The organism is Streptomyces platensis (genome assembly GCF_008704855.1).
Lineage (GTDB): Bacteria > Actinomycetota > Actinomycetes > Streptomycetales > Streptomycetaceae > Streptomyces > Streptomyces platensis.
Window position 1 is genome coordinate 5799468 of sequence record NZ_CP023691.1, and the last position, 24915, is coordinate 5824382.

Consider the following 24915-nt stretch of genomic DNA (forward strand, 5'->3'; position numbering starts at 1 on the left):
GTCCCCCTACCGGGGTTACTCCGTCATTGTGGCGTGTTCGGGCTGCGGATCCGAGGGGCCTGCCGCAGCCGGTGAAGCGGCAGCGCCACAGCCGCAGTCCGGATGCGGCTCGATCCGCACCGTGCGCACGCTCGCGCACGGCGCCGCGAGCTCCATCCGCGCACCGGTGCACGGCGGCAGCTCGCCATCGAGGAACGCCAGCGCCTGGACGGCGGCGATCCCCGCGACCGTTGTTGCCAACGCGGCATCGCAGGCCGGAACCGCGGGTGCGGCACGCCCCGACCGCCACTGCGCCAGCAACCGCGGCCAGGCCGGCTCCGCGTCCGTACGACGCAGCTCGTCGCAGCGGGCACAGGCCGAACCGCCGGGCAGCACCAACGGACCCACCACACCCGTGCCCTCGATCACCCCCGCGTAAAGATGTGGGATTCCGGCGACGAGCAACGGCTCGGACAGCACGGGGTCGGGGGCGTACGCGCCGAGCCCGTCCCGCGGGGCCAGCACCACCAGCGACAGTCCGGGTTCGCCCGATTCGCTGACCGGGACCCTCGGCCGTGGGGTACGGCTCCAGGGGGAGGACTGGTGGACCAGCCGTTGCGCGGCAGAGCGCCGCCGCTCGCCGATCCGCTCGGCCGGCAGCCCGCCGGGCAGGACGTCCCACGGCTGGACCGTGCCGCCGTCGAACACCTCCACCCGGCCGATGCCCGAGGCCGAGAGCAGCGCCGCGATCGCGGCGCCGACCCGCCCCGACCCCTTGACTCGCGCCCGGACCGCCCGGCGCGCTCCCATCCGGCCCAGCGCGCCCGCCGGTTCCGGATGCCGCACCGAGAGGGACGCCAGATCGGGCCGCAACTGCTCGAAGGCGGTGTGGTCCGCCCGGACCGCCTCGGCCGCCGGGCCGCCCTCGGTGGAAGATTCCAGCAGCCCGGCGGCGCCGAGCCGGTCCACCACACCCCGCACATGCTCGGGCGGGAGGTCCAGTAACGCGGCCTCCTCGACCAGTTGCTGCATGGTGCGGGTGCCGTCGATCAGCGAGAGGAAACTGCCGGTCGCCGTATCGACCGGGCCGACCACCATCGCGTGCGCCGGCGCCACCCCGAACCGCACCGTCTCCCGGTCCCGCCATCCGCGCCGCAGCGCGGGCTTGAGCATCGGATGCCTCATCTCCGCCCCCGTCCATCTCTTTCGTCGTCCGGCCCTCAGCATGCGCCCCGCGGCGGATCGGTGCGGAAGTTATCCACAGGCGGTGGGCAATGGTCGTACAAGCGGTGCACGCCATGGAGTGGTTCGATGGCGAACCGTCCGCGGGGCGGGACTTCCCGCCGCGCCAGCGGGTAACGTCGGGCGCGTGCCCGCCGACCCTTCCGCCCACGGCTCAGGGGAAACCCCTCTGCGCCGCGCCGCCGACACCTCGCGCGGTGCCGCCCCCGGCCCCGTGGCCCGCGGATCGGCCACCAGTGCCGTCGAGGTACGCCGCAGTTCACGACGGCGCAGAACGGTCTCCGCGTACCGCGAGGGTGACCGCACGGTTGTCCTGATTCCGGCCCGTATGTCCGAGGCGGAGGAGCGGCGCTGGGTCACCGTCATGCTGGACAAGCTCGCCGCCCAGGAGAGCAAGCGGATGCTGGGCGACGGGGAGCTGGCCGAGCGCGCCGAGCGGCTGTCCGGTCAGTATCTGGACGGCCGGGCCCGCCCCGCCTCGGTGCGCTGGGTGACCAACCAGAACACCCGCTGGGGATCGTGCACCCCGGCCGAGGGCAGCATCCGCCTTTCGCACCGTCTCCAGGGCATGCCGGAGTACGTCATCGACTACGTCCTCCTGCACGAACTCGCCCATCTGCTCGTCCCCGGCCACGGCCCCCGGTTCTGGAGCCTGCTGGAGTCCTACGCCCGTACGGAACGGGCCCGTGGCTACCTCGAAGGGGTGGTCGCGGCCGACCGGCTGCCCCATCTGCCCGTCGCCCGCGAGGAATGAGGGCGCACAGCCCGACGAGATCCGTCGCGCCCCGGCATCGCCCGCTGTCGGCGCCAGCGGTTAGCCTGGCCGCGCAGAGGAACTCACAGCGGGAGCGGGGGACGGGCGTTACGTATGGCCAGGGAATTCCAGCGGGGCCACAAGGCCAAAATCAGTGATCTGACGGCGGGAACGGATCTGTACGTCGGTGTGCAGATCGCCGGACCCGGCCTGTCCTTCGACATCAGCTGCTTCGGCCTGGACGCCGACGAGCGGCTCTCCGACGACCGGTACTTCATCTTCTTCAACCAGCCGAAGTCGCCCGAGGAGTCGATCCAGCTGCTCGGCGCGCAGGCCGGTGACAGCGAGTCCTTCCGGGTCACCCTCGACAAGATCCCGCCGCACATCCAGAAGCTCTCCTTCACCGCCGCGCTCGACGGCGCCGGCCAGGTCTCGCAGATCGGCCCCGGCTACCTCCGGATCGTGGCCGGCGGCGAAGAGGTCGCCCGCTACTCCTTCAACGGCAGCGAGTTCAGCACCGAACGCGCCGTCATGCTCGGCGACTTCTATCTCAAGGACGTGTGGCGGTTCGCCGCCGTCGGCCAGGGCTTCGACGGCGGCCTCGAGGCGCTGCTGAAGAACTTCGGTGGCGAGGTCGCCGAAGAGGCCGACGCGCAGCCCGAGCCGACCGCCACGGCACAGGACGTGCCGGGCTTCGCCCCGCCGTCCGGGCCGGCCGCCCCCGCACCGTCCTTCGGGGTGCCCGCCGCGCCGCCCACCCCGCAGCCCGCGCCCGAGTTCGGCCCGCCCCAGGGTGCGCCGCAGGAAGCACCCCCGGCCGCGCCACAGCCACCGCAGCCCACCGCTCCGCAGGTCCACAGCGCGCCCACCCTCGCCGCGCCACTGGCCCCGCCCGGCCCGGTCCCGCCGCCCGGAGTGCCCGCACAGCAGCCGCCGGCCCCGTACGGCCAGCCGGCGCCCGGTCAGGACCCGTACGGCCCGCCGCAGCCCGCACCCGGCGGCTACCCCGGCCAGCCGGCCCCGCAGGCACCTCCCTATGGGCAGCCCGCGCCGCCGCCCGGCGGATACGGCGCCCCGCAGGGCCGGCCCGCCCCGTACGGCCAGCCGGGACAGCAGCCCCCGGGCGCCCCGTACGGGGGCGGCCAGGCACCGGCCGTGCCCCAGGGCGGCGGCCCCGGCCTCGGCGTCGTACTGGACAAGTACAAGGAAGCCCCCACCGGGCAGCGCTGGACCCCGCAGAACGAGAAGCTGATCCGCGTCGACCTCGGCGTCGACGGCCAGCCGGTGCTCGCCCGTCAGGGCAGCATGGTGCTCTACCAGGGCAAGGTCGACTTCGGCTACAAGGGCGCCGGTTTCCGCGGCCGGATCGTCGGCAACGCCACCGGCCAGGAAATGCAGCTGATGCGCTGCACCGGCCAGGGCCAGGTCTTCTTCGCGGAGAACAGCGCCCATGTGCACCCCATCGAGCTCCAGGGCGACGCCATCTGTGTGTCCGCCGAGGCGGTCCTCGCCTTCGACGAGTCGCTTCAGCACGAGGTCCGCCGTATCGAGGGCCACGGCATCCCCGGTGGCGCCCTGTTCACCATGCAGTTCCAGGGGACCGGCACCGTCATCGTCAAGACCCAGGGCACCCCGGTCGTCCTGCCGGTCACCCCGACCACCTTCGCCGACGCCAACGCCATCGTGGCCTGGTCCGCCGCCTCGCAGGTGATTATTTCCAGCCAGGTGAGCGTGCGCCGGCACGCCTACCCGGGCCACTCCGGCGAGACCGTGAACCTCCAGTTCCGCGGTGCGCCCGGCAACTTCATCGTCGTCCAGCCCTACGAGGTCTGAGGGAGCCCGCACGTCATGAACCAGCAGCAGCTGTCGGGCTATGTCCCGACCCCGCCCGCCGCCCGTATGGAGAACCACGGCAGCGCCATGGTGAAGATCGCCATGCAGAGCGGCCAGGACGTCTTCGCACGCACCGGCTCGATGGTCGCCTACGAAGGCTTCGTCCAATACGAGCCGAACCCGCCCGCCGTCCGCCAGATGGCCTCCCAGTGGCTCACCGGCGAGGGCGCGCCCCTGATGAAGTGCTCCGGCGACGGCCTGCTCTACCTCGCCGACTACGGTGCCGACGTCGTCTGCATCAACCTCAACGACGACGCGCTCTCGGTCAACGGCACCAACCTCCTCGCTCTCGACGCCCACCTCCAGTGGGGCGTGCAGCGCGTCAAGGGCATGGCGAAGTTCGCCGGCCAGGGACTCTTCAACGTCCAGATCTCGGGCACCGGCTGGGTCGCTCTGACCTCCCGGGGCACGCCCGTCGTCGTCGACTGCGGCCGCGGCGAGGACGAGACCTATGTGGACCCGGACGCCCTCGTCGCCTGGTCGACCCATCTGAAGATGAAGGGCAAGCGCAGCTTCAAGGCGTCCTCGATGATCGGGCGCGGCAGCGGCGAGGCGTACCAACTGGGCTTCTCCGGCCAGGGATTCGTCGTCGTCCAGCCCAGCGAGGACAGCACCGACCGGCTCCGGGCCCGGGGCTGAGGGGGAGGACCGAACACGCCATGCAGAGTCCGCTTTTCGCCTTCACCGAGGCACAGACCCAGGACCGCTACGCCCTTCAGAACAGCCAGCTGCTGCGCGTCGCCCTCCAGGGCCACGAGGACGTCCTCGCCCGTAAGGGCACGATGGTCGCCTATCAGGGGCTGCTCGAATTCGACGGCAACTACCAGACGCCGGGCCAGCACCGGACCCGTGCGCGCTCCGGTGAGGGCCTCGATCTGATGCGCGTCTCCGGGCAGGGCACGGTCTATCTGGCCAACCTCGCCCAGTACGTCCATGTCGTCGACGTCGACCACGACGGCCTGACCGTCGACAGCAGCTATGTGCTCGCGCTGGACTCCGGCCTCCACTGGGAGGTCGTCTCCGTGGACAGCCAGTACGGCATCTCCGGCACCGGCAAGTACCAGCTCAACATCTCCGGACGGGGCAAGGTCGCCCTGATGACCTCCGGCCAGCCGCTGATGTTGCAGGTCACGCCCGACAAGTACGTCAACGCCGACGCCGATGCGGTGGTCGCCTGGTCCGCTTCGCTGCGCGTCCAGATGCAGGCGCAGACGCACTCCTCGGGAGTGTTCCGCCGGCGCGGCAACACCGGCGAGGGCTGGGAGCTGAGCTTCCTCGGCCAGGGCTACGCACTGGTCCAGCCCAGCGAGCTGCTGCCACCGCAGAACGCCGTCATCGGCTCCGGTGCGGCCGCCCAGTTCGGCATGGGCCAGCAGGGCGCCCGGGGACAGAACCAGGGCAACATCTTCACCAACTGAGTCTGCCGGTCGACCGCTGACACACCTCCGGCGCCCGCCCCGGGAGGGGACGGGCGCCGGAGGTATGGCCGCTGCCGTCTAGAGCAGCGCGCGGGTGCGCTCCACCAGGCGTGCCACCGACGCATCGGCGACACCGGGCACCTCGTCGTACGCGAACCACCGCAGGTCCAGCGACTCGTCGCTGATCTCCGCCACCGCGCCCGCGGGCGCCAGCGCCGCATACTGCACATCCAAATGCCAGGCGCAGGGCGTGTGATGACGGTCCAGCCGCACCGGGCCGCCGGGCAGCAGCGTCAGCCCCTGCGTGATGCCGGACTCCTCACGCGCCTCCCGCAGCGCCGCATCGGCCAGCGAGGCATCCTCGGGCTCGCAGTGGCCGCCCATCTGGAGCCACATCTTCAGCTTGCGGTGCAGGGTGAGCAGCACCCGCCCGCCGGCCGGATCGATCACCAGCGCACTGGCCGTGAGATGCCCGTCCTTGCAGGGCTTCCACATGCCGTCCTGATGGGCGGCCAGGTGGTCCAGATACGTCAGCCGCAGCTGTTCCTGGTCGGGGGACGGCGCGGGCCACTCCTTGAGCACCCGCGCCGCGTCCTCGTGCAGACTCACTTGCCGCCGTCGCCCTTGCTCTCGCCGGGGGTCTCGTCCGGGCCGTCGCTCTCCCGGGCGGGCTTGCCCAGATCGGGCTTGCCGCCGCTCGCGGCCTCGCCGAGCATCTTGTCGAGCTCGGAGAAGTCCGGCTGCTCGTGGTGCACGAACCCGTCCGGGTCGTCCAGATCGGCCGCCGTCGGCAGCATGTCCGGGTGCTCCCACAGGCCGTCGCGGCCCTCCAGGCCCCGCGCGTCGGTCAGCGACGCCCACAGCCGCGAGGCGTCCCGCAGCCGCCGCGGACGCAGCTGGAGACCGATCAGCGTCGAGAACGTCTGCTCGGCGGGGCCACCGCTCGCCCGGCGCCGCCGCAGCGTCTCACGGAGCTTGTCCGCCGACGGCAGATGCGGCTTGGCGGCGGCGTGCACCACCGCGTCCACCCAGCCCTCGACGAGCGCCAGCGCGGTCTCCAGACGGGCCAGCGCCGCCTTCTGCTCCGGGGTGTCCTCGGGCTGGAACATGCCCTGCTGAAGGGCGTTCTGGAGCTCCTCGGGATGCTGCGGATCGATCTGGCCGACCACGTCCTCCAGCTTGGTCGTGTCGACCTTGATCCCGCGCGCATAGCCCTCGACGGCACCGAACAGATGCGAGCGCAGCCACGGCACATGTGCGAAGAGCCGCTGGTGGGCGGCCTCGCGCAGGGCCAGGTACAGCCGCACCTCCTCCTCCGGGACGCCCAGGCCCGCGCCGAACGTGGCGATGTTCCCCGGCAGCAGCGCGGCCTTGCCGGCCGGGCCGAGCGGCAGCCCGATGTCCGTCGAACCGACGACCTCGCCCGCCAGTACGCCCAGCGCCTGGCCGATCTGGGTGCCGAACATCGCGCCGCCCATGGAACGCATCATCCCGAGCAGCGGGCCCGCCATGGCCTGCATCTCCCCGGGCAGCACATCGCCCATGGCCGCCCCGACGCGCTCGGCGAGCGGGTTGACCAGGTCCTTCCACACCGGGAGGGTCTCCTCGACCCACTCGGCGCGGCTCCAGGCCACCACGGAGCCGGAACCCGACGGCAGCGACGTCACACCGTCCAGCCACAGATCCGCCAGCCGCACCGCCTCCTCGACCGCGCTGCGCTCACCCGGCGACAGGCTCGCGTCCTTGCTGCCGTCCTCGGCGCCCTGCGCGACGGTCTGCCGCGCGATGTCCTTGGCCATGTCCCAGTTCACCGGGCCGCCCTCGTAGGAGAGCATCTGCCCGAGCTTCTGGAAGGCGGCTCCCAGGTCTCCAGGGTTCATCTCGCCACCGGGGCCGCCCATGCCGCCGAAGAGCGCCGCGAACGGATTGTCCGCGCCGCCGCTCCCGCCGCCGAACCCGAAGGGGTCCGCGGGGCCCTGGCTACCTCCCTGGCCGCCCTTCTTCTTGCCGTTGTCGCCGTCCTCCGGCTCCTCCGGCGGAAGGCCGAATCCAAATGGGGTGTCACTCACGGGTTTCCTCGGCTCGTAGGGCCGCCGACCAGGTGGCCGACGGCGGCTGCCCGACATCACCTCCAGCGTAGACACCCGGACCGCTTCGGGGCTCGGTGCTTCGCTGTCCCGGTGGCTGCGGCAGGATGGACGCCACCTGGTGCGTACGCATGACCACACGTTCGCACTGAAGACAACCGCTGGAGACGCCCGGTGAGTTCCCCAGATCCGACCGTTCGCGCAGCGCGAAACGCTGCGGCCCAGACCGAGAAGGCAGGCAATGGCGCAGACGGCACCACGGACCGGCCGCTACGACGGCCCGTCGTCGCCGTCACCGGAGCCGCGTCCGGGGTCGGGGCGCTGCTTACCCGCGCCCTGGTCGCATCCGACGAGGTCAAGGAGGTGGTGGCCATCGACGAGCGGCGCGGCGACGTCGCCGAGGCGCACTGGCACGTCCTCGACGTCCGGGACCCCGCCATCGCCGACAAGCTGCGTGGTGCGGACGTCGTCGTCCACCTGGCGCTCGACCTCGACCTGGAGACCGACGACGCGGCGCGCACCGCCTACAACGTGCGCGGCACCCAGACCGTGCTCACCGCCGCCGCGGCCGCCGGCGTCCACCGGGTGGTGCTGTGCACCTCCGCGATGGTCTACGGGGCGCTGCCCGACAACGATGTGCCCCTGGCCGAGGACGCCGAGCTGCGCGCCACCGCGGACGCCACCGGCGTCGGCGACCTGCTGGAGATCGAGCACCTGGCGCACCGCGCGCCCCGCGCCCACCCCGGCCTGAACGTGACCGTGCTGCGCCCCGCCGTCCTGGTGGGCGGCACCGACACCGCGCTCACCCGCTACTTCGAATCGCCCCGCCTCCTGGTGGTCGCCGGATCCCGCCCCGCCTGGCAGTTCTGCCATGTCGAGGACCTGGTCAGCGCCCTGGAGTACGCCGCGCTGGAGAAGGTCGACGGCGAGCTGGCGGTGGGCTGCGACGGCTGGCTGGAGCAGGAGGAGGTCGAGGAGCTGTCCGGCATCCGCCGCATGGAGCTGCCGTCCTCGGTGGCCCTGGGCGCCGCGGCCCGGCTGCACCGGATCGGCCTGACGCCGTCGCCCGCCGGGGACCTCGCGTACACGATGCACCCGTGGGTGGTCAGCGGCAGCCGGCTGCACGATGCGGGCTGGCGGCCCCACTGGACGAACGAGGAGGTGCTGGCCGAGCTCCTGGAAGAGGTCGCCGGACGGCACACCGTCGCCGGCCGCCGGCTCGGCCGCAAGGACGCCACGGCCGCGGGTGCCGCCGGCGCCACCGTCGCCCTCCTGGGCACCGCCGCGCTGGTGCGGCGTGCCCGTAAGGCCCGCCGCCGCATCTGAGCCGTACCGGGCCCGCCGGCTGGAGGAGTCTCCATACGGCGGGCCGGACGACCGGCGGAAACGGCCATTCCCGTGGCGTCCCCGGTTGCGGCACGATGGGGGCATGTCTGGCATGCCCTCCCCTTCGTCCCCCGGCCGCGACCACCCCGGTGAGCGGGCCGCGGCGGACCCGATCCGGCTCCTGGAGATCCGCGACACCCCGCTCTCCGTGGACGAGGTGTTCGCGGCCGTGGGCGACGCGGCCGCCGGCGGCACGGCCCTGTTCGTCGGCACGGTCCGCTCGCACGACAACGGCGCCGACGTCGACGGCCTGGGCTACTCCGCGCACCCGACGGCCGAGGCGGAGATGCGCCGGATCGCCGAAAAGGTGACCGCGGACTTTCCTGTCCGTGCGCTGGCCGCCGTCCACCGGGTGGGCGATCTGCGCATCGGTGATCTGGCCGTGGTCGTCGCGGTGTCCTGCCCGCACCGGGGCGAGGCGTTCGAGGCCTGCCGCAAACTGATCGACGACCTCAAGCACGAGGTGCCGATCTGGAAGCACCAAATGTTTTCCGATGGAACCGAAGAATGGGTCGGCGCATAGCGCCGTCTTCTGGGGGTGGAGGTCGGGCGACGGGCGGGAGGGTCGGCGCGTGGCCCGATTTCAGGTGCGTAATCGCGCGTTCTCCGGGCAGTCGACAGAGCAGACGGGGCGGGGGCATTGGCCCGGAGTCACGGGACGGTGAACTCCGAACGTGAGGCCGAACCGGTGCCATGTGTTCCGGTTGCGTAACCCGCCCCCTGGCATAAGCGTTGACCCAGCAGATGGTTAATCTGCTTATTCGTCGATCGCGGTCCTACAAGGGGTTGGGAGGTCGCTGATGGGTGCGCTCCTCTGGTTGCTGATTCCGGTCGGCGCCGGGCTGATTGCCGCGGTGTGGAGCAGCTGGACCATGCGGAACCGCAAGACCGGGGACGTGGCAGAACTCGCGGGCTATGCCCGGTTCCGGGACGCCATGGAAAAGGAGCATTCCGTTTCCGAGCCCGCCTCGGATCCGGTCTGAACCTTCGCCGTTTCTCCGCGGAAGCAGCGGAAGAAGGCGCCACTCTCCGGGGTGGCGCTTTTCTGCGGGCGGGTGCCCGGCCCCGTACGGACGGCCCCGCGGGCCGGTTGTCATACCCGTCCCGTACTGTCGTTCCATGCCACGCCGCACCGCGACGCTGCTCGCCTCGATCCTGATGTTGATCGCGCTGCTCTGCGCAGGGGTGCTGATCCCCGTGCCGTACGCCGAGATGTCTCCGGGGCCGACGGTCAACACCCTTGGTGATCACGACGGCGAGCCGGTGCTGCAGATCTCCCGGCACAAGACCTATCCGACGACGGGTCATCTCAACATGACCACCGTCCGGGTCACCGGCCCCGACTACCGCATGAACCTCTTCGAGGCGGTGTACGGCTGGCTCGGCCACGACAACGCCGTGGTGCCGCACAAGACGCTCTACCCCGAGGGGCAGACGGCCGAGCAGGCCGACCAGGAGAACGCCGAGGAGTTCAGCCAGTCCCAGGAGAGCGCCAAGGCCGCTGCCCTCAAGCAGCTGCACCTCCCGGTCGCCGCCCAGACCGTCGTCGGCTCCGTCGTCAAGGACAAGCCCGCCGACGGCCGGCTGCACGCGGGCGATGTGATCAAGGCCGTGGACGGCACGGCGGTCAAGCAGACCGGCGATGTCGCCAAGTTCGTCACCCGGCACAAGCCGGGCGAGAAGGTCGTCTTCACGATCATCCCCGCCAAGGCGGCCGCGGCGGCGGAGAAGCAGGGCAAGAAGGCCGTGACCGGCGCGAAGCAGATCACGATCAGCACGCAGAAGGCGGACGACGGCCGTGCCATCGTGGGCATCCAGGCCGGTGTGGATCACACCTTCCCGTTCCCCATCGACGTCAAGCTGGCCGATGTCGGCGGCCCGAGCGCCGGGCTGATGTTCGCGCTCGGCATCGTCGACAAGCTCACGCCCGGGGACATGACCGGCGGCAAATTCGTGGCCGGTACGGGCACCATCGACGACAAGGGCAAGGTCGGCCCGATCGGTGGCATCGCGATGAAGACGGTCGGTGCGCGAGACAAGGGCGCGGAGTTCTTCCTGACGCCCAAGGAGAACTGCGCCGCGGCGGCCAAGGACACCCCGAAGGGGTTGACCCTGGTCAAGGTCGGCACCATAGGCGACGCCGTCAAGGCGCTGGAGAAGATCCGCAAGGGCGACACCGCCGGCCTGCCGAGCTGCGGCCCGGCCGGCCGGGCCTAGGGGGGCGCCGGCCCGCCCGGGCCCCCGGAGCCGGACGCCAGCCGTCCGGCCCGGGGAGGGGCCCGGGACGCCGCGGTCAGGCCTCGAAGGTCGCGGCCAGCGCTTCCGCCAGGCCCGGCACCAGCGCCGAGCCGGTGAGCACCTCGGACGTGGAGTCCTTCTCGCGCAGCCGCAGTGCCGACTCGCGGCGGCCGTCCCGCAGCACGGCCACGGTCATCCGGACCTCCTGGCGGTCCGGGTGCTTGGCGACCCACTTGGCGAGCTGCGCCTCGTCCATGCCCGCGGGCTCGGAGTCCTCGGCGGACGGCGGCAGCATCAGCCGCTCGACGGTCAGCGCACAGCCGGTGACGGCATCCGGCCAGGCGATGGTGGCCAGGAACTCGTCCAGCGGGACGCCCGCCGGGATCTCGTCCTGCTCCACGGGGGTCAGGGACGTGGTGGTGGAGTCGTCGATACCGAGCTGGGCGGCGAGCGAGGGCTCCTGCGCACGCAGCTTGGCGGTGTCGACGAGGGCGAACAGTCGGGCCGGCTGATCCCAGCCGAGCCCGGCGCTGTACTCGTCGATCTCGAGCACCGCGCGGGTCAGGGGGTCGGCGGCGAGGGGGGTGCCGTCAACGGGGAGGTTGGTCATGCTCAACATCGTGCCTTGTGTACCCCGGAAAGCGGGAACTGAGTAAAGCCTTCGTAAGTTGCATCGGTGGGTCCTACTATCGCCGGGCCTGCTCCACACGACAGCGAACTTCGAGGTGCGCACCTTGGCTTTCCAGATGCCGGACCGCGGCGGAGGCCCGACAGGGCCACGGATCAGAGTCGGCCGACCATCGCGGCGGATCCGGACCCTGCTCATGACATTGGGTGTGCTGGCCGTACTGGCCATGCTCTTCGTAATGTTTGCGGGGTTTTGGACGGATTGGCTCTGGTATCGATCGGTCAAGTACTCCTCGGTCTTCACGACCACCCTGTTGACCAAGATCGGTCTGTTCTTCTCCTTCGGCGTGGTGATGGCCGCGGCCGTCGGCGTCAACATCTGGCTGGCGCACCGGCTGCGGCCGCCGCTGAGCGCGATGTCCATGGAGCAGCAGAGCCTGGACCGCTACCGGATGAGCATCGCGCCGTTCAAGAAGTGGGCGCTGATCGCGATCACGGCGGTGATCGGGCTGATCGCCGGCGCCTCCGCCTCCGGCGAGTGGCGCACCTGGCTCCAGTGGGTCAACGGCGTCCCCTTCGGCAAGAAGGACCCGCAGTTCGGGATGGACGTCGCGTTCTACGCCTTCGATCTGCCCTGGTACCGCTTCCTGTTGAGCTTCGGCTTCGCCTGCGCGGTGCTGTGTCTGGTCGCCGCGGCGCTGACGCACTACCTCTACGGCGGGCTGCGGCTGACCAGCCCCGGTTCGCGGGCGACGGCGGCGGCGACCGGCCATCTGTCGGTGCTGCTGGGCATCTTCGTCTCGCTCAAGGCGATCGCCTACTGGCTCGACCGGTACGGCCTCGCGGTGAAGTCCAGCGGCCTGAAGTCGGCCGACAACTGGACGGGCCTGCGGTATGTCGACGCCAACGCCTATCTCCCGGCGAAGACCATCCTGTTCTTCATCGCGGCGATCTGCGCGGTGCTGTTCTTCGCCACCCTCTGGCGGCGGACCTGGCAGCTGCCGGTGATCGGCTTCGGCCTGATGGTGCTCTCGGCGGTCCTCATCGGCGGGCTGTATCCGGCGATCGTGCAGAAGTTCCAGGTCCAGCCGAACGAGCAGGCCAAGGAAGCGCCGTACATCAAGCAGAACATCAAGGCGACCCGGGACGCGTACGACATCCAGGATTCCGAGGTCACGCCGTACAAGGGCGACTACCGGCCCACCGGCAAGGCGGACAGCCAGCGGCTGCGCGACAACGCCGACACCACGGCCAGCATGCGGCTGCTCGACCCGAACGTGGTCTCGCCGGCCTTCCAGCAACAGCAGCAGGTGCGGGGGTACTACCAGTTCCCCTCCACCCTGGACGTCGACCGCTACAAGGACGAGGACGGCGCCGAGCAGGACACCGTCATCGGTCTGCGTGAGCTGAACATCGCCGGTATCCCCGAGCGCAACTGGATCAACGACCACTTCAAGTACACCCACGGCTACGGCGCGGTCGCGGCCAAGGGGACGGAGGCCTCCGACGGCGGCGGTCCGAAGTACACGGAGTCGGATCTGCCGGCCAAGGGGCAGCTCGGCAAGTACCAGCAGCGGGTGTACTACGGCGAGAAGACCTCGCAGTACTCCATCGTCGGCGGTCCGCAGAAGGAACTGGACTACTCCGACGACAGCGGCGAGAAGAGCTACAGCTACCAGGGCAAGAGCGGTGTCAACCTCGGGAACCCGGTCAACCGTGCCGCGTACGCGGTGGCGTTCGGGGAGCCGCAGATCCTCTACTCCGGCGCGATCGGCGACGGCTCGCGGATCCTGTACAACCGCACGCCCAAGGAGCGCGTCGAATCCGTCGCCCCCTGGCTGACCATCGACGGCGACGCCTACCCGGCGGTCATCGACGGCCGGATCAAGTGGATCGTGGACGCCTACACCACCAGCAACGGCTATCCGTACGCCTCGCGCACCACGCTCGGCGACAGCACGGCCGATTCGCTCACCGACGGCCAGCGGGCGGTGGTGGCCCAGCAGAACCAGGTCAACTACATCCGCAACTCCGTCAAGGCGACGGTGGATGCCTACGACGGTTCGGTGAAGCTCTACCAGTGGGACGACAAGGACCCGGTCCTCAAGACCTGGATGAAGTCCTTCCCCGGCACGGTCGAGAAGAAGAGCGCCATAAGCCCGGCGCTCAAGGAGCATCTGCGCTACCCGCAGGACCTCTTCAAGGTGCAGCGCCAGCTGCTGACCACGTACCACGTCACGGACCCGGGCACCTTCTACACGGGCTCCGAGCGCTGGCAGATCCCGAACGACCCGACGACCAAGTCGGGCAACGCGGTTCCGCCGTACTACCTGAGCATGAAGATGCCGGACCAGAAGAACCGCGCGTTCTCGCTGACGACGACCTTCACGCCCAACAAGCGCGACAACCTCGGTGCGTTCATGGCCGTCGACGCCAATGCGACCAGCGGCGAATACGGCAAGATCAGATTGCTGAAGCTGCCGTCGGAGACGCCGGTGCCCGGTCCGCAGCTGGTGCAGTCGAAGTTCAACTCCGATCCGGTCATCGCCAATGAGCTGAACATCCTCAAGAAGTTCGGCGACTCGGAGATCGAGTACGGCAATCTGCTGACCGTGCCACTGGACGGCGGACTGCTCTATGTCGAACCGGTGTATCTGCGCGGTGCCAACACCAACTACCCGCTTCTGAAGAAGGTGTTGGTCAGCTACGGCGACAACAAGCCCGTCCTGGAGGACTCCCTCAAGGACGCGCTGGACGTGGTCTTCGGCAAGAAGGCGCCCAGTACGGGCACGGAGCAGCCGCCCGGCGGCGGCGACACCGGGCAGCCACCGTCCGACCAGACGGTGCAGCAGGCCCTCGCCGACGCGCAGAAGGCCTACGAGGAGGGCGAGAAGGCGCGCGCCGGAGGCGACTGGGCCGGCTACGGCGAGGCCCAGAAGAAGCTGAAGGCGGCGCTGGACCGGGCGGCGAAGGCGTCCGAGAAGGGCGGCAAGCCGGGCAGCTGAGCCGGCCGCCCGTCTCTTAGGGCCCTGTGGCCGCCGGTGCGAACCGGTGGTCACAGGGCCGCGTCGGTGCGGGGGCCGTCCGCCACCGTGATACCTTGAGATCACAACGACGCGGGGTGGAGCAGCTCGGTAGCTCGCTGGGCTCATAACCCAGAGGTCGCAGGTTCAAATCCTGTCCCCGCTACTGAAAGACGAAGGCCCGGATCCTCAAGGATCCGGGCCTTCGTCATGTGTACGGGCGATCGTCATGTGTTCCGGTGGATCCCGGGCAAAGGCCGGGTCGTACAACCCATGTGGGGAAGCTGTGTGCTTGAGTTTGCCAAGTCGTCGTGTCGGGAAGTCGACAAACCGCTGAAGTGACCTCACTGGCTGCGGTATACCAGGTGTACGCGGGTTACAGGTGATGCGACGATGGGTCTTATGGGGGACAAGGCAAGGTTGTTGGAGACGGACCGGTTTGTGCATGCGCCCGACGACGGGCGCGAATCCGACCTGCAAATGGACGCGATGGAGGCCGCCGAGGCCGCCGAGGCGTCCGATGCCGTGACCGAGTCCGGCCACCGCCGGGCCGCCGAGGCGGGCGACACCGCCGCGATGAGCGCGCTCGGCGCGATGCTGCTGCGCCGCGGTGACCTCGACGGCGCCGAGCCGCATCTGCGGTCCGCGGCCGCCGCCGGGGACCGCGCCGCGGCCAACAACCTGGGCGTGCTGCTCCACCAGCGGGGCTACGGGGACGAGGCGGCCGGCTGGTGGCGGATCGCCGCCGTGGCCGGTTCCGCCGCCGCGGCGCACGCCCTCGGGCGTTACTACCGCGAGCGCGGTGACGAGCCGGCCGCCGAGTACTGGCTGCGCCAGTCCGCCGAGTCCGGCCACTGCCTGGGTGCCTACGCCCTCGCCGATCTCCTGGAGCACCGCGGTGACATCGGCGCCGAGCGCTGGTTCCGTACGGCCGCCGAGCGGGGCCACCGTGAGGCCGCGTACCGCCTGGCCCGGCTCATCGAGGACGGGCGCGACGCGGACCACCGCACCGTCCCCGCGTACGGGGAGCTGAAGCAGCAGGAGGAGGCCGAGCAGTGGTACCGCCAGGCCGCCGCGCGCGGCCACCGGCGGGCCGCGCTCCAGCTGGGCGCGCTGCTGGAGGAGCGTGGTGACGTCCAGGAGGCGGGGCGCTGGTATCTGTCCGCTGCCAAGGACGGGGAGGCGCGCGCCGCCTGTGCGCTGGGCTTCCTGCTGCGCGACGCGGGGGACGAGGAGAGCGCCGCGGAATGGTGGCGGCGCGCCGCCCAGGACGGCGATGGCAACGCTGCCAATGCCCTCGGGGCGCTGCACGCCGACCGCGGTGAGCTGCAGACCGCCGAGCGCTGGTACCGCGTCGCCCTGGATGCCGGGGACGTCAACGGCGCCTACAACATCGGGCTGCTGTGCGCCGAGCAGGGCCGGGAGGGGCGCGGCGAGCAGTGGTACCGCCGGGCCGCCTACGCCGGGCACCGCGAGGCCGCCAACGCGCTGGCCATCCTGCTGCTCCAGCGCGGCGACGCCGCCGGGGCCGAGCCGTGGTTCTCCAAAGCGGCCGAGGCGGGCAGTGTGGACGCCGCGTTCAACCTCGGCATCCTCTTCGCCGGGCGGGGTGCGGAGCGTACGGCGCACACCTGGTACGAGCGGGCGGCCGCGGCCGGGCACACCGAGGCGGCGCTTCAGGTCGCCATCGTGCAGCTGCGGGACGGTGAGCTCCAGGACGCGGAGCGGAATCTGCGCTGTGCGGCCGGCGGCGGCAGCGCCGAGGCGGCCTTCCGGCTCGCCGACCTCCTCGACCGCCAGGCGGCGGCCGCGGGCGAGGGTCTGGCGGACGGGGAGCGCGCGGCGGACGACGAGAGCGTGCAGTGGTACGAGCGGGCCGCCCGCCAGGGGCACCGTCGCGCCCAGGTCCGAGTTGGCATGTTCGCGGCGGCTCGCGGGGAGGCCGTCGAGGCCGCCGAGTGGTACCGCGCGGCGGCCGAGGCCGGGAGCCGTAACGGCGCCTTCAACCTCGGGCTGCTGCTGGCCCGTGAGGGCAGCCTCCCGGAGGCCGCCCTGTGGTGGCAGCGCGCCGCCGAGGCCGGGCACGGCCGGGCGGCGCTCCGGCTGGCGCTGCTCGCCGCCCGGCGCGGTGCGCTCGCGGAGGCGCAGAGCTGGTGTGCGCACGCCGTGGAGCTGGGCCCGCCGGAGGTGGCGGAGCGTGCGGCGCGGCTGCGTACGGCGCTCCAGGAGGAGCTCAGCGCATAGCGGGCGGCAAGAGGTGTCCGGAAGCCCGGGACCCGGCCCACAGTGGCCGGTCCCGGGCCCGCCGGAAGGAATTTGCGCTGGTCGTCGGGCCGGGGTTAGAGTGTGGAACACAACGGCGCGGGGTGGAGCAGCTCGGTAGCTCGCTGGGCTCATAACCCAGAGGTCGCAGGTTCAAATCCTGTCCCCGCTACTCAAAGACGAAGGCCCGGATTCTCTGAGAATCCGGGCCTTCGTCGTGCTCATCTCCGGAGCCGGTGGCCGACCGCCTCCGCGTACAGGCTGCGGTCGACGAGCCGGTTCTCCGGCAGCGGTGCGCCTTTGATGACGCCGGCGTCGCGGTAGGCCTTCTGGAGCCGGTCCGTGGTGCCCTTTCGGATCTCCCAGTCCATCCGGAGCGAGGGCACCGAGGTCAGGATCTTCGCGTCGACGTCCAGCAGCGTCGCCAGCTCGGCGACGAAGGCCCGGTCGGCCTTGTAGTCGCCGGTGAAGTAGGTGTTGACCGTGCGGAGGTAGGCGCGCAGGAAGGCGACACCGGCGTCCGGGTCCCGCTGGAGCAGTGTCGGGCCGTAGAGGGCGCCGCCGAGCGGTTCGCCGCGGGGCTGGCCGCCGAGGAAGGCGTATTTCCCCTCGCCGTCGACCCGCCGCCAGACCGGGTCGAGCAGCCAGGCGGAGTCCACCCCGCCGCCGGTCAGGGCGGTCAGGACGTCGGCGGAGCCGAGCTGCTGGAAGGCGATGGAGTCCAGGCGGGCGCCGTGTCCGGCGAAGATCCGGGCCATCGGATACATGATCACGGAGCCTTTTCCGATCATGGTGCCCAGCTTCGTCCCCTCCAGGGAGACCGAAGAGGCGTGCTCCCCGTTCTTGAGGCGCACCCACAGGCCGCTCCGGGACTTCGGGGCGGGGGAGAAGTTGCCGGCCACCCAGCGGAGGTCGAAGCCGCCGTGGACGCCGTTGACGACGGCGGCCTCGGGGGCCGCCCACAGGGCGTCCAGTTCGCCCTTGGCCAGCAGCGGCAGCGCCTCCGGGGTGGGCAGCACCTTCAGCCGGACGTCCAGGCCCTCCTTCTTGAACTCGCCCCTGGCGAGGGCCAGGCGCAGCGGGGCCACGTATTCGGCGCTGAGGGTGCCGGTGGCGACCGTGAGCGTGCGGCGCTTCGCGAGCGGGCGCGGCGCGGGGGCGCCCTTGGCGCAGCGGGCCGGTGCGCGGTCCGGGGCGAGGTCGGCGGGGTCGGTCCAGGCGGCCGGGCCGCAGCCCGCGACGGGCTTGATGGTGCGGGGCCGGGCGGCGGTCGGGTGGTCGTCGGGGGCGGCGCAGCCGGCGCCGAGGGCGAGTGCGGCGATCAGCGCGGCAGTGGTGGTGCGGATGCGCATGGGACCTCCGTACGGGGGCGGCGTCCGGGCGGACAGGGCGGTGCGGGATCAGCTCCGGGGGCGGCCTCGGTCGCGGGGTGCCCAGGGGGTGAGGAAGCGCCCGGCCAGCCGTACGAGCTCGGAGAAGAGCACACCGAGGACGGCCACACAGACGATGCCGACGAACATCACGTCGTTCTGGAACAGGGCGCGGGAGTCGAAGATCAGATGCCCGAGGCCGTCGGTGGCGGCGATCTGTTCCGAGGCGACGATGACCAGGACGGCCACGCCCGCGGCGATCCGGGCGCCCACGAGGACGGCGGGCAGCGAGGCGGGCAGCAGGACGTGCCGGAACATCTGCCAGGGGCCCGCGCCGAAGACCTGGCCGGCGTCGCGGTGGCCGGAGGGGATGGCCAGTACTGCCGCCATGGTCGAGATCCAGACGAAGAAGAAGACGGTGGTGGCGACCAGGGCGACCTGCGGGCCCTCGCCGAGCCCGAACATGTTGAGGAAGACCGGCAGCAGGGCCAGCTTGGGGACCACGTACAGGGCGTCCAGGAGGGGTTCGAGGGCGGCCCGTACGAGTGACAGTGAGCCCATCAGCAGGCCCAGGAGATAGCCGGCGACGGTCCCGGCGGCATAGCCGGCCAGGACGCGCCGGAGCGTGGCCCCGACATCCGGCCACAGCTCGCCGGCCAGGGCGCGGTCCCAGCCGTCGGCCAGGATCGTCGACGGGGCGGGGTAGATGCGGGCGTCGAGCCAGGACCGGTCGGCGGCCAGCTGCCACAGCAGCACGAGCAGCAGCGGTACGGCGGCGGCCAGCGAGATCTCCAGGGTGCGCCGGCGGCGGTGGGTGCGTCCGGGGCGCAGTTCCCGGGGGCCGGGGCGGCGGACGAGGAGGCGGTCGGCCGCGGCCGGCCGGTCGTCCTCGTGGCCGGGCCGGGGCAGGGCGGCGGTCATGCGGGGACGGCCCCCTCGGTGGTGCGGTGCGCGGGGCCGCCCCGGTCGACCTCCTCACGCAGCAGCTGCCACAACTCCGCCTTGAGGGCGGTGAATTCGGGGGTGGCGCGGACCTCGCCGGTGCGCGGGCGGCCGAACGGCGGGCGGCGTTCGGCGATGATCCGGCCGGGGCGGGCGGACATCACCAGGACCCGGTCACCCAGGACCAGGGCCTCTTCGAGGCTGTGGGTGATGAAGAGGGTGGTGGTGCGGGTGGTCTGGGTGAGGTCGAGCAGTTCGTCCTGGAGGACCGTGCGCAGCTGGGCGTCGAGGGCCGCGAACGGCTCGTCCATCAGCAGGATCCCGGGGTCCACGGCGAGGGCGCGGGCCAGGGCGACGCGCTGGCGCATACCGCCGGAGAGCGTGGCCGGGTAGGCACCGGCGAAGTCGGCGAGTCCCATACGGGCGAGCCACGAGCGGGCCCGTTCATCGGCCTCCCTACGGGGAACGCGCTGGAGATCGAGGCCGAAGCGGACATTGCCCAGCACCGTCTTCCAGTCGTAGATGCCGTAGTCCTGGAAGATCATCGCGGCCGGGCGGCCGGCGCTCACCCGGAGTTCCAGTTCGCCCGCACTGGGGCGCAGCAGCCCGGCGGCGATGCGCAGCAGGGTCGACTTCCCGCAGCCGGAGGGGCCGACGACGCAGACGCATTCGCCCGGCGCGATCTCGGTATCGACGGGGCCGAGGGCGGCCAGCGCCTTGCGGCCGCGGCCGAAGGAGCGGGCCAGGGCGCGGGCGCGCAGGGCGGGTGGAGTGGCGGGGGCGGCGGCCGGGTGGTGGGGCGCGGATGACGGGGGCGGCTCTCCCACGGGGGGCTCCTTGCGGAGTGCGGACAGGGTGCCGCCGTGGTGCGCGGCCCGGGGCCTGTGGGGCCCGGTGGCCGGAAAGCGCGGCCCGCCGACGATATGACGGTGCGTCAGATTCGGGCAAGGGGCGTGCGGGCATGGTTGTGCGGTGTGGGGAGGCGCGGAGGGGGAAGGGCGAGCGTGCGGGCGGCGGGCCGGCCGGGCATGCGAAGGAGCCCGCGACCGGGTGGGCGCGGGCTCGGTGGTGCGTATGAGGCGATCAGGCGCGGGATCGGCCCGGACGGAGACCGGCCCCCCGGGGCGTCAGGACGAGGCGCTGCACGTGGGGCAGATGCCCCGGTAGGTCACGGTGACCTCGGATACCTGGAAGCCGTAGCGCTCCGGCTCGGGCAGGGCGGACAGCGGGTCGCCCTGGACGTGGACGTCCCGGATCGTGCCGCACTGCGAGCAGACCAGGTGCTGGTGCTCGTGGTGGGCATTGGGGTCGTAGCGCTTGGCCCGGCCGTCGGTGCTCACTTCGAGCACCTCGCCGAGCGACACCAGCTCGCCCAGGGTGTTGTAGACCGTCGCGCGGGAGATCTCGGGCAGCCGGGCGGTTGCCCGCGCGTGCACTTCGTCGGCGGTGTAGTGGACGTGGTCCCCGTCGAGGACCTCGGCGACGACGCGTCGCTGCGCGGTCAGCCGCCAGCCGCGTCCCCGGAGCCGTTCAAGCAGGTCACTCATGCCATTCACCTATCAGTCAGATAGACCCAGGGTAGCAGTGGGGATCCATCACCGGACCGTGTACGAGTTTCATATCCTTCTTGACTTAGACATTGTCCAATGTAGGATCGTGATCGGCGCAAGCCAAGGGCAGGTGGAGAAGACTTTTCAGGAGGCGCACGTGTCGGTAGAGAGCACCACTGGACCGCTGACCACGGAGTCCGGAGCTCCGGTCGGGGACAATCAGAACAGCGAGACGGCGGGCATCGGCGGACCCGGCCTCATCCAGGACCAGCTCCTGATCGAGAAGCTCGCGCACTTCAACCGGGAGCGCATCCCGGAGCGCATCGTGCACGCCCGCGGCGCCGGTGCGTACGGCACCTTCACGGTCACCGCGGACGTGACCCGGTACACCCGCGCCGCGTTCCTCTCCGAGGTCGGCAAGCAGACCGAGACGTTCCTGCGCTTCTCCACCGTCGCGGGCAACCTCGGCTCCGCCGACGCGGTGCGTGACCCGCGCGGCTTCGCGCTGAAGTTCTACACCGAAGAGGGCAACTACGACCTCGTCGGCAACAACACCCCGGTGTTCTTCATCAAGGACGCCATCAAGTTCCCGGACTTCATCCACACCCAGAAGCGCGACCCGTACACCGGCTCACAGGAGGCGGACAACGTCTGGGACTTCTGGGGCCTGTCGCCCGAGGCCACCCACCAGGTCACCTGGCTGTTCGGCGACCGCGGCATCCCCGCGTCCTACCGCCACATGAACGGCTACGGCTCGCACACCTTCCAGTGGAACAACGAGGCCGGCGAGGTCTTCTGGGTCAAGTACCACTTCAAGACCGACCAGGGCATCAAGAACCTCACCACCTCCGAGGCGGCCGAGACCTCCGGCCTCGACCCGGACAGCCACCAGCGCGATCTGCGCGAGTCCATCGAGCGCGGTGACTTCCCGAGCTGGACCGTCCAGGTGCAGATCATGCCCGCGGCCGAGGCGGCCACCTACCGCTTCAACCCCTTCGACCTGACCAAGGTCTGGCCGCACGAGGACTACCCGCCGATCGAGATCGGCAAGCTGGAGCTCAACCGCAACCCGCAGAACATCTTCGCCGAGGTCGAGCAGTCGATCTTCTCCCCGCACCACTTCGTGCCGGGCATCGGCCCGTCCCCCGACAAGATGCTCCAGGGCCGTCTCTTCGCGTACGGCGACGCCCACCGCTACCGCGTCGGCATCAACGCCGACCACCTGCCGGTGAACCGCCCGCACGCCACCGAGGCGCGCAGCCACGGCCGGGACGGCGCGCTCTACGACGGCCGGCACGCCGGACAGAAGAACTACGAGCCCAACAGCTTCGGCGGCCCGGTCGAGACCGGCCGTCCGCTGTGGCAGCCGGCCGCCGTGACCGGCCCCACCGGCGAGCATGTCGCGCCCTCGCACGCGGAGGACGACGACTTCGTCCAGGCCGGCACCCTCTACCGCCTGATGGCGGAGGACGAGAAGGAGCGCCTGATCGACAACCTGGCGGGCTTCATCGCCCAGGTCTCCCGCGACGACATCGCCCAGCGGGCGATCGAGAACTTCCGCAAGGCGGACGCGGACTACGGCAAGCGACTGGAAACCGCGGTCCAGGCCCTGCGCGGCTGAACACCCCTGTGCGGCTGAGCCGCCGCCGCTTTCGCGGAGGTGGTGACCCGCCGTGGGGGTTGCTCAACTGTCGCTGCCGTATATAAGCGAAGAGGCCGGATGCCAGTGGGCTTCGGCCTCTTCGTGTTGCGGCTCCGGGGGGATGGCGTCCGGAGCCGTGTGTGCGTCAGGCGGGTACGGGGCGGGCTCGTTCCGTGGCGGTCGACCAGCAGCGGATGATGTCGCGTACGGAGACCACGCCGACCGGTTCCTGGTCGTTGAGCACGATCAGATGGCGGAAGCCGCCGCGCACCATGGCGTCCGCGGCATTGTCGAGGGTCCAGTCCGGAGCGGCGAAGACCACGTCCGAGGTCGTATGGGTCTGGGCGGTCTCGCGGTCGGGGTTCTCGCCCGCGCCGAGGGAGTTGAGGATGTCGCGCTCGGTGAGGATGCCGATGCCGCTGTTGTCGTTGTCGAGGACCACGGCCGCGCCGAGGCGGCGGGCCGCCATCAGCTGCGCCGCCTGGCGGAGGGTGTGAGCGGGCCCGATGGTGAGGACCACCGTGCTCATGGCGTCTTTGACGAACATGGGCATGGAGTGGAGCCACCTCCTTGGTGAATGTGCTTGCGAAGGGATTCACAAGTTCACAAAGTGGGGGATTCTCATGTTCACATGCCTCCGCCGAGGCAACAAGGGGCAACTGTTGGACGGTTGTTCGAATGTGCGCCCCGCCGCAGGTCAGTGCGGGGAGTCGCCGAGATAACCCAGCAGATCCTCGTGCAGCAGACCGTTCGAGGCCGCCGCGTTACCGCTGTGCGGGCCCGGCTTGCCGTCCAGGCCGGTGAACTGTCCGCCGGCCTCCTTCACGACCACCGCGCAGGCCGCCATGTCCCACAGCGACAGCTCCGGCTCCGCGCAGATGTCCACCGAACCCTCGGCGATCATCATGTACGGCCAGAAGTCCCCATAGCCCCGGGTGCGCCAGCAGTCCCGGCTCAGATCGAGGAAGCTGGGCAGCTTGCCGCGCTCCTCCCAGCCGGTCAGCGACGAGTACGCGAACGAGGCGTCCTGGATGCGGCCGACCTGGGAGACCTGGAGCCGGGTCGCGGAGGTCAGGCTGCGGCCGGTGAAGGCGCCCAGGCCGTCGGCGGCCCACCAGCGGCGGTTGAGCGCCGGTGCCGAGACGATGCCGACCACCGGGCGGTCACCGCCTTCTCCGCGCTCCATCAGCGCGATCAGCGTCGCCCAGACCGGGACCCCGCGGACATAGTTCTTCGTGCCGTCGATCGGGTCGATGACCCAGCGGCGCGGCCCCGCGCCCTCGCTGCCGAACTCCTCGCCGAGCACCGCGTCCCGTGGCCGGGCCCGCTGGAGCTGGCCGCGGATCAGCTCTTCGGCGGCCTTGTCCGCCTCACTCACCGGTGTCATGTCCGGTTTGGTCTCGACCTTGAGGTCGAGGGCCTTGAAGCGCTCCATGGTGGCGGCGTCCGCGGCGTCCGCGAGTACATGGCCGAGGCGAAGATCATCGTGATAGTCGGGCATGTGCGAACAGTATCCATTGGTATACGCCGGAGCCACACGGCCGTGCGCCACCCGGCGTGTGGCGGCCCACGCGCCGCCGTTGCGCCCCCGCTGCGGCCACCCTTGACAGCATCTGGCGGTGCGTCAATTCTGTGCCGCACACCGGCTACCCGGGGCCGGCGGCCGGGGAGGCGACGGATGCCCGCAGCGCGTGAATCCTTGCTGGACGCCGCCTACACGGCGCTGACGGAGCGGGCCTGGACGGCCGTGCGGATGGTCGATGTCGCGGCCGCGGCCGGGGTGTCCCGGCAGACGCTCTACAACGAGTTCGGCAGCAAGGAGGGGCTGGCCCGGGCCCTCGTCCGCCGGGAGACCGACAACTACCTCGCCGGGGTCGCGCGGGCGCTGTCCCAGGGCTCCCCGGCCGCCGGCGCCAGACGCGACGCGGCGGGCCGGGTGGCGGCCGCGGCCGCCTGGACGCTGCGGACCGCGCGCGCCAACCCCCTGGTCAGGGCCGTACTGACCGGGTGCTGGAGCGACCGGCTGCCGGCCCCCGCGGTTGCCGGCGCCGCGCCGCCACCAGCCCACCGGCCGGGCATACCCGCCCAGCGGACCGCGCCGTCGGGCGAAGGGCCGCTGCCCGGCCCGGCCGAGCTCGTCGGCCGCTTCTGCGACCAGGCGGTCGCGGCGCTGCGACCCGACTGGCCCGAGGAAGAGCTGCCCGCCCTGTGCACCGCCTGCGAGACCGCGGCGCGGCTGACCCTGGCCTGTGTGGTCGCGCCCGTGACGCCCAGGGCGGCACCGCCCGCGGGGCGCGTACCGGCCCGGCGGGCGCGCCGGGATCTGGAGACGGAGGCGGTGTCCCGGCTCGTACGGGGCGCCTTCGCCCGGATGCCGGCCGACGCGCAGCCGGGGGAGCGCTGCTGACGAGGCGTCAGCCCGGCGTGCGCGTGGGCGAGGACCGGGGGCGGCGAACGGCGGGCGGGTGAGGGGCAGGACGGTGGGCGGGCGAGGGCCCGGGA

The 24915-nt window shown here is 71.4% G+C and carries 22 protein-coding genes and 2 tRNA genes; 14 read left to right on the forward strand and 10 right to left on the reverse strand.

Features of this window, described 5'->3' with window-relative positions; genetic code table 11:
* Window positions 1–15: 15 nt before the first annotated feature.
* Complete coding sequence (locus CP981_RS25800) at window positions 16–1164, reverse strand: ThiF family adenylyltransferase (RefSeq protein ID WP_244329790.1); 1149 nt, start codon at window positions 1162–1164, stop codon at window positions 16–18.
* Window positions 1165–1348: 184 nt separating this feature from the next.
* Between CP981_RS25800 and CP981_RS25805 the strand changes: the two genes are divergently transcribed.
* From CP981_RS25805 to CP981_RS25820, 4 genes are all read left to right on the forward strand, one after another.
* Window positions 1349–1975 (forward strand): M48 metallopeptidase family protein, encoded by a 627-nt coding sequence (locus CP981_RS25805; RefSeq protein ID WP_107429497.1) that lies wholly within the window; start codon window positions 1349–1351, stop codon window positions 1973–1975.
* A gap of 114 nt (window positions 1976–2089) precedes the next feature.
* Window positions 2090–3808, forward strand: a complete 1719-nt coding sequence (locus CP981_RS25810) for a TerD family protein (RefSeq protein ID WP_085922797.1) — start codon at window positions 2090–2092, stop codon at window positions 3806–3808.
* A 15-nt stretch (window positions 3809–3823) separates the two neighbouring features.
* On the forward strand, window positions 3824–4507 hold the full coding sequence (locus CP981_RS25815) for an AIM24 family protein (protein ID WP_042148391.1): 684 nt from the start codon (window positions 3824–3826) through the stop codon (window positions 4505–4507).
* Between the two features lie 20 nt (window positions 4508–4527).
* Window positions 4528–5286, forward strand: a complete 759-nt coding sequence (locus CP981_RS25820; protein WP_085922798.1) for an AIM24 family protein — start codon at window positions 4528–4530, stop codon at window positions 5284–5286.
* A 78-nt stretch (window positions 5287–5364) separates the two neighbouring features.
* Here CP981_RS25820 and CP981_RS25825 read toward each other — a convergent pair whose 3' ends face one another.
* Window positions 5365–5895: an NUDIX hydrolase gene (locus tag CP981_RS25825; RefSeq protein ID WP_085922799.1), complete on the reverse strand. Its 531-nt coding sequence runs from the start codon at window positions 5893–5895 to the stop codon at window positions 5365–5367.
* Window positions 5892–7355 carry a zinc-dependent metalloprotease gene (locus tag CP981_RS25830; RefSeq protein WP_085922800.1) on the reverse strand — a complete coding sequence of 488 codons (1464 nt, stop codon included), beginning with the start codon at window positions 7353–7355 and terminating at the stop codon, window positions 5892–5894. The genes CP981_RS25825 and CP981_RS25830 overlap by 4 nt, the downstream gene beginning before the upstream one ends.
* A 192-nt stretch (window positions 7356–7547) precedes the next feature.
* On the opposite strand from CP981_RS25830, the gene CP981_RS25835 reads away from it, so the two are divergent.
* The 4 genes from CP981_RS25835 to CP981_RS25850 all read left to right on the forward strand — a co-directional run bounded on the left by CP981_RS25835 (window position 7548) and on the right by CP981_RS25850 (window position 10976).
* Window positions 7548–8699, forward strand: a complete 1152-nt coding sequence (locus CP981_RS25835; RefSeq protein ID WP_085922801.1) for an SDR family oxidoreductase — start codon at window positions 7548–7550, stop codon at window positions 8697–8699.
* Between the two features lie 103 nt (window positions 8700–8802).
* Complete coding sequence (locus CP981_RS25840) at window positions 8803–9282, forward strand: molybdenum cofactor biosynthesis protein MoaE (protein WP_190839442.1); 480 nt, start codon at window positions 8803–8805, stop codon at window positions 9280–9282.
* A gap of 277 nt (window positions 9283–9559) precedes the next feature.
* Entirely contained in the window at window positions 9560–9742 is a 183-nt protein-coding gene (locus tag CP981_RS25845; protein ID WP_042148404.1) for a hypothetical protein, read from the forward strand.
* A gap of 136 nt (window positions 9743–9878) precedes the next feature.
* Window positions 9879–10976 carry a YlbL family protein gene (locus CP981_RS25850; RefSeq protein ID WP_085922803.1) on the forward strand — a complete coding sequence of 366 codons (1098 nt, stop codon included), beginning with the start codon at window positions 9879–9881 and terminating at the stop codon, window positions 10974–10976.
* Between the two features lie 76 nt (window positions 10977–11052).
* Here the strand turns inward: CP981_RS25850 and CP981_RS25855 are convergent, their stop codons facing one another.
* A complete protein-coding gene (locus CP981_RS25855) occupies window positions 11053–11607 on the reverse strand; it encodes a PPA1309 family protein (RefSeq protein WP_085922804.1) in 555 nt (184 codons plus the stop codon).
* A 214-nt stretch (window positions 11608–11821) separates the two neighbouring features.
* Between CP981_RS25855 and CP981_RS25860 the strand changes: the two genes are divergently transcribed.
* The 4 genes from CP981_RS25860 (at window position 11822) to CP981_RS25875 (ending at window position 17081) form a co-directional block, all read left to right on the forward strand.
* The gene (locus CP981_RS25860; RefSeq protein WP_085922805.1) at window positions 11822–14629 is read left to right on the forward strand and encodes a UPF0182 family membrane protein; all 2808 of its coding nucleotides are present in this window, start codon (window positions 11822–11824) and stop codon (window positions 14627–14629) included.
* Window positions 14630–14739: 110 nt separating this feature from the next.
* Window positions 14740–14813: transfer RNA gene (locus tag CP981_RS25865), tRNA-Met, on the forward strand.
* Between the two features lie 236 nt (window positions 14814–15049).
* Window positions 15050–16891: a tetratricopeptide repeat protein gene (locus tag CP981_RS25870; RefSeq protein WP_425282162.1), complete on the forward strand. Its 1842-nt coding sequence runs from the start codon at window positions 15050–15052 to the stop codon at window positions 16889–16891.
* A 116-nt stretch (window positions 16892–17007) separates the two neighbouring features.
* A tRNA-Met gene (locus CP981_RS25875) sits at window positions 17008–17081 on the forward strand.
* Window positions 17082–17130: 49 nt separating this feature from the next.
* Here CP981_RS25875 and CP981_RS25880 read toward each other — a convergent pair.
* The 4 genes from CP981_RS25880 to CP981_RS25895 form a co-directional block, all read right to left on the reverse strand.
* Window positions 17131–18261, reverse strand: a complete 1131-nt coding sequence (locus CP981_RS25880) for an ABC transporter substrate-binding protein (RefSeq protein WP_085922807.1) — start codon at window positions 18259–18261, stop codon at window positions 17131–17133.
* Between the two features lie 48 nt (window positions 18262–18309).
* On the reverse strand, window positions 18310–19200 hold the full coding sequence (locus CP981_RS25885) for an ABC transporter permease (RefSeq protein WP_085922808.1): 891 nt from the start codon (window positions 19198–19200) through the stop codon (window positions 18310–18312).
* Complete coding sequence (locus CP981_RS25890) at window positions 19197–20048, reverse strand: ABC transporter ATP-binding protein (protein ID WP_425282163.1); 852 nt, start codon at window positions 20046–20048, stop codon at window positions 19197–19199. Before CP981_RS25890 ends, CP981_RS25885 begins: the two co-directional genes overlap by 4 nt.
* Before the next feature lie 300 nt (window positions 20049–20348).
* On the reverse strand, window positions 20349–20768 hold the full coding sequence (locus CP981_RS25895) for a Fur family transcriptional regulator (RefSeq protein WP_085922809.1): 420 nt from the start codon (window positions 20766–20768) through the stop codon (window positions 20349–20351).
* Between the two features lie 160 nt (window positions 20769–20928).
* Between CP981_RS25895 and CP981_RS25900 the strand changes: the two genes are divergently transcribed.
* Window positions 20929–22392, forward strand: a complete 1464-nt coding sequence (locus CP981_RS25900; protein ID WP_085922810.1) for a catalase — start codon at window positions 20929–20931, stop codon at window positions 22390–22392.
* Between the two features lie 166 nt (window positions 22393–22558).
* Here the strand turns inward: CP981_RS25900 and CP981_RS25905 are convergent, their stop codons facing one another.
* Both CP981_RS25905 and hisN read right to left on the reverse strand, forming a co-directional pair.
* A complete protein-coding gene (locus CP981_RS25905) occupies window positions 22559–22960 on the reverse strand; it encodes a CBS domain-containing protein (RefSeq protein ID WP_085923005.1) in 402 nt (133 codons plus the stop codon).
* Window positions 22961–23110: 150 nt separating this feature from the next.
* Window positions 23111–23914 carry a histidinol-phosphatase gene (hisN, locus tag CP981_RS25910; RefSeq protein ID WP_085922811.1) on the reverse strand — a complete coding sequence of 268 codons (804 nt, stop codon included), beginning with the start codon at window positions 23912–23914 and terminating at the stop codon, window positions 23111–23113.
* A gap of 177 nt (window positions 23915–24091) precedes the next feature.
* Here hisN and CP981_RS25915 point away from each other — a divergent pair, with 177 nt between their 5' ends.
* Window positions 24092–24820 (forward strand): TetR/AcrR family transcriptional regulator, encoded by a 729-nt coding sequence (locus CP981_RS25915; RefSeq protein WP_085922812.1) that lies wholly within the window; start codon window positions 24092–24094, stop codon window positions 24818–24820.
* The last annotated feature ends 95 nt before the right edge of the window (window positions 24821–24915 follow it).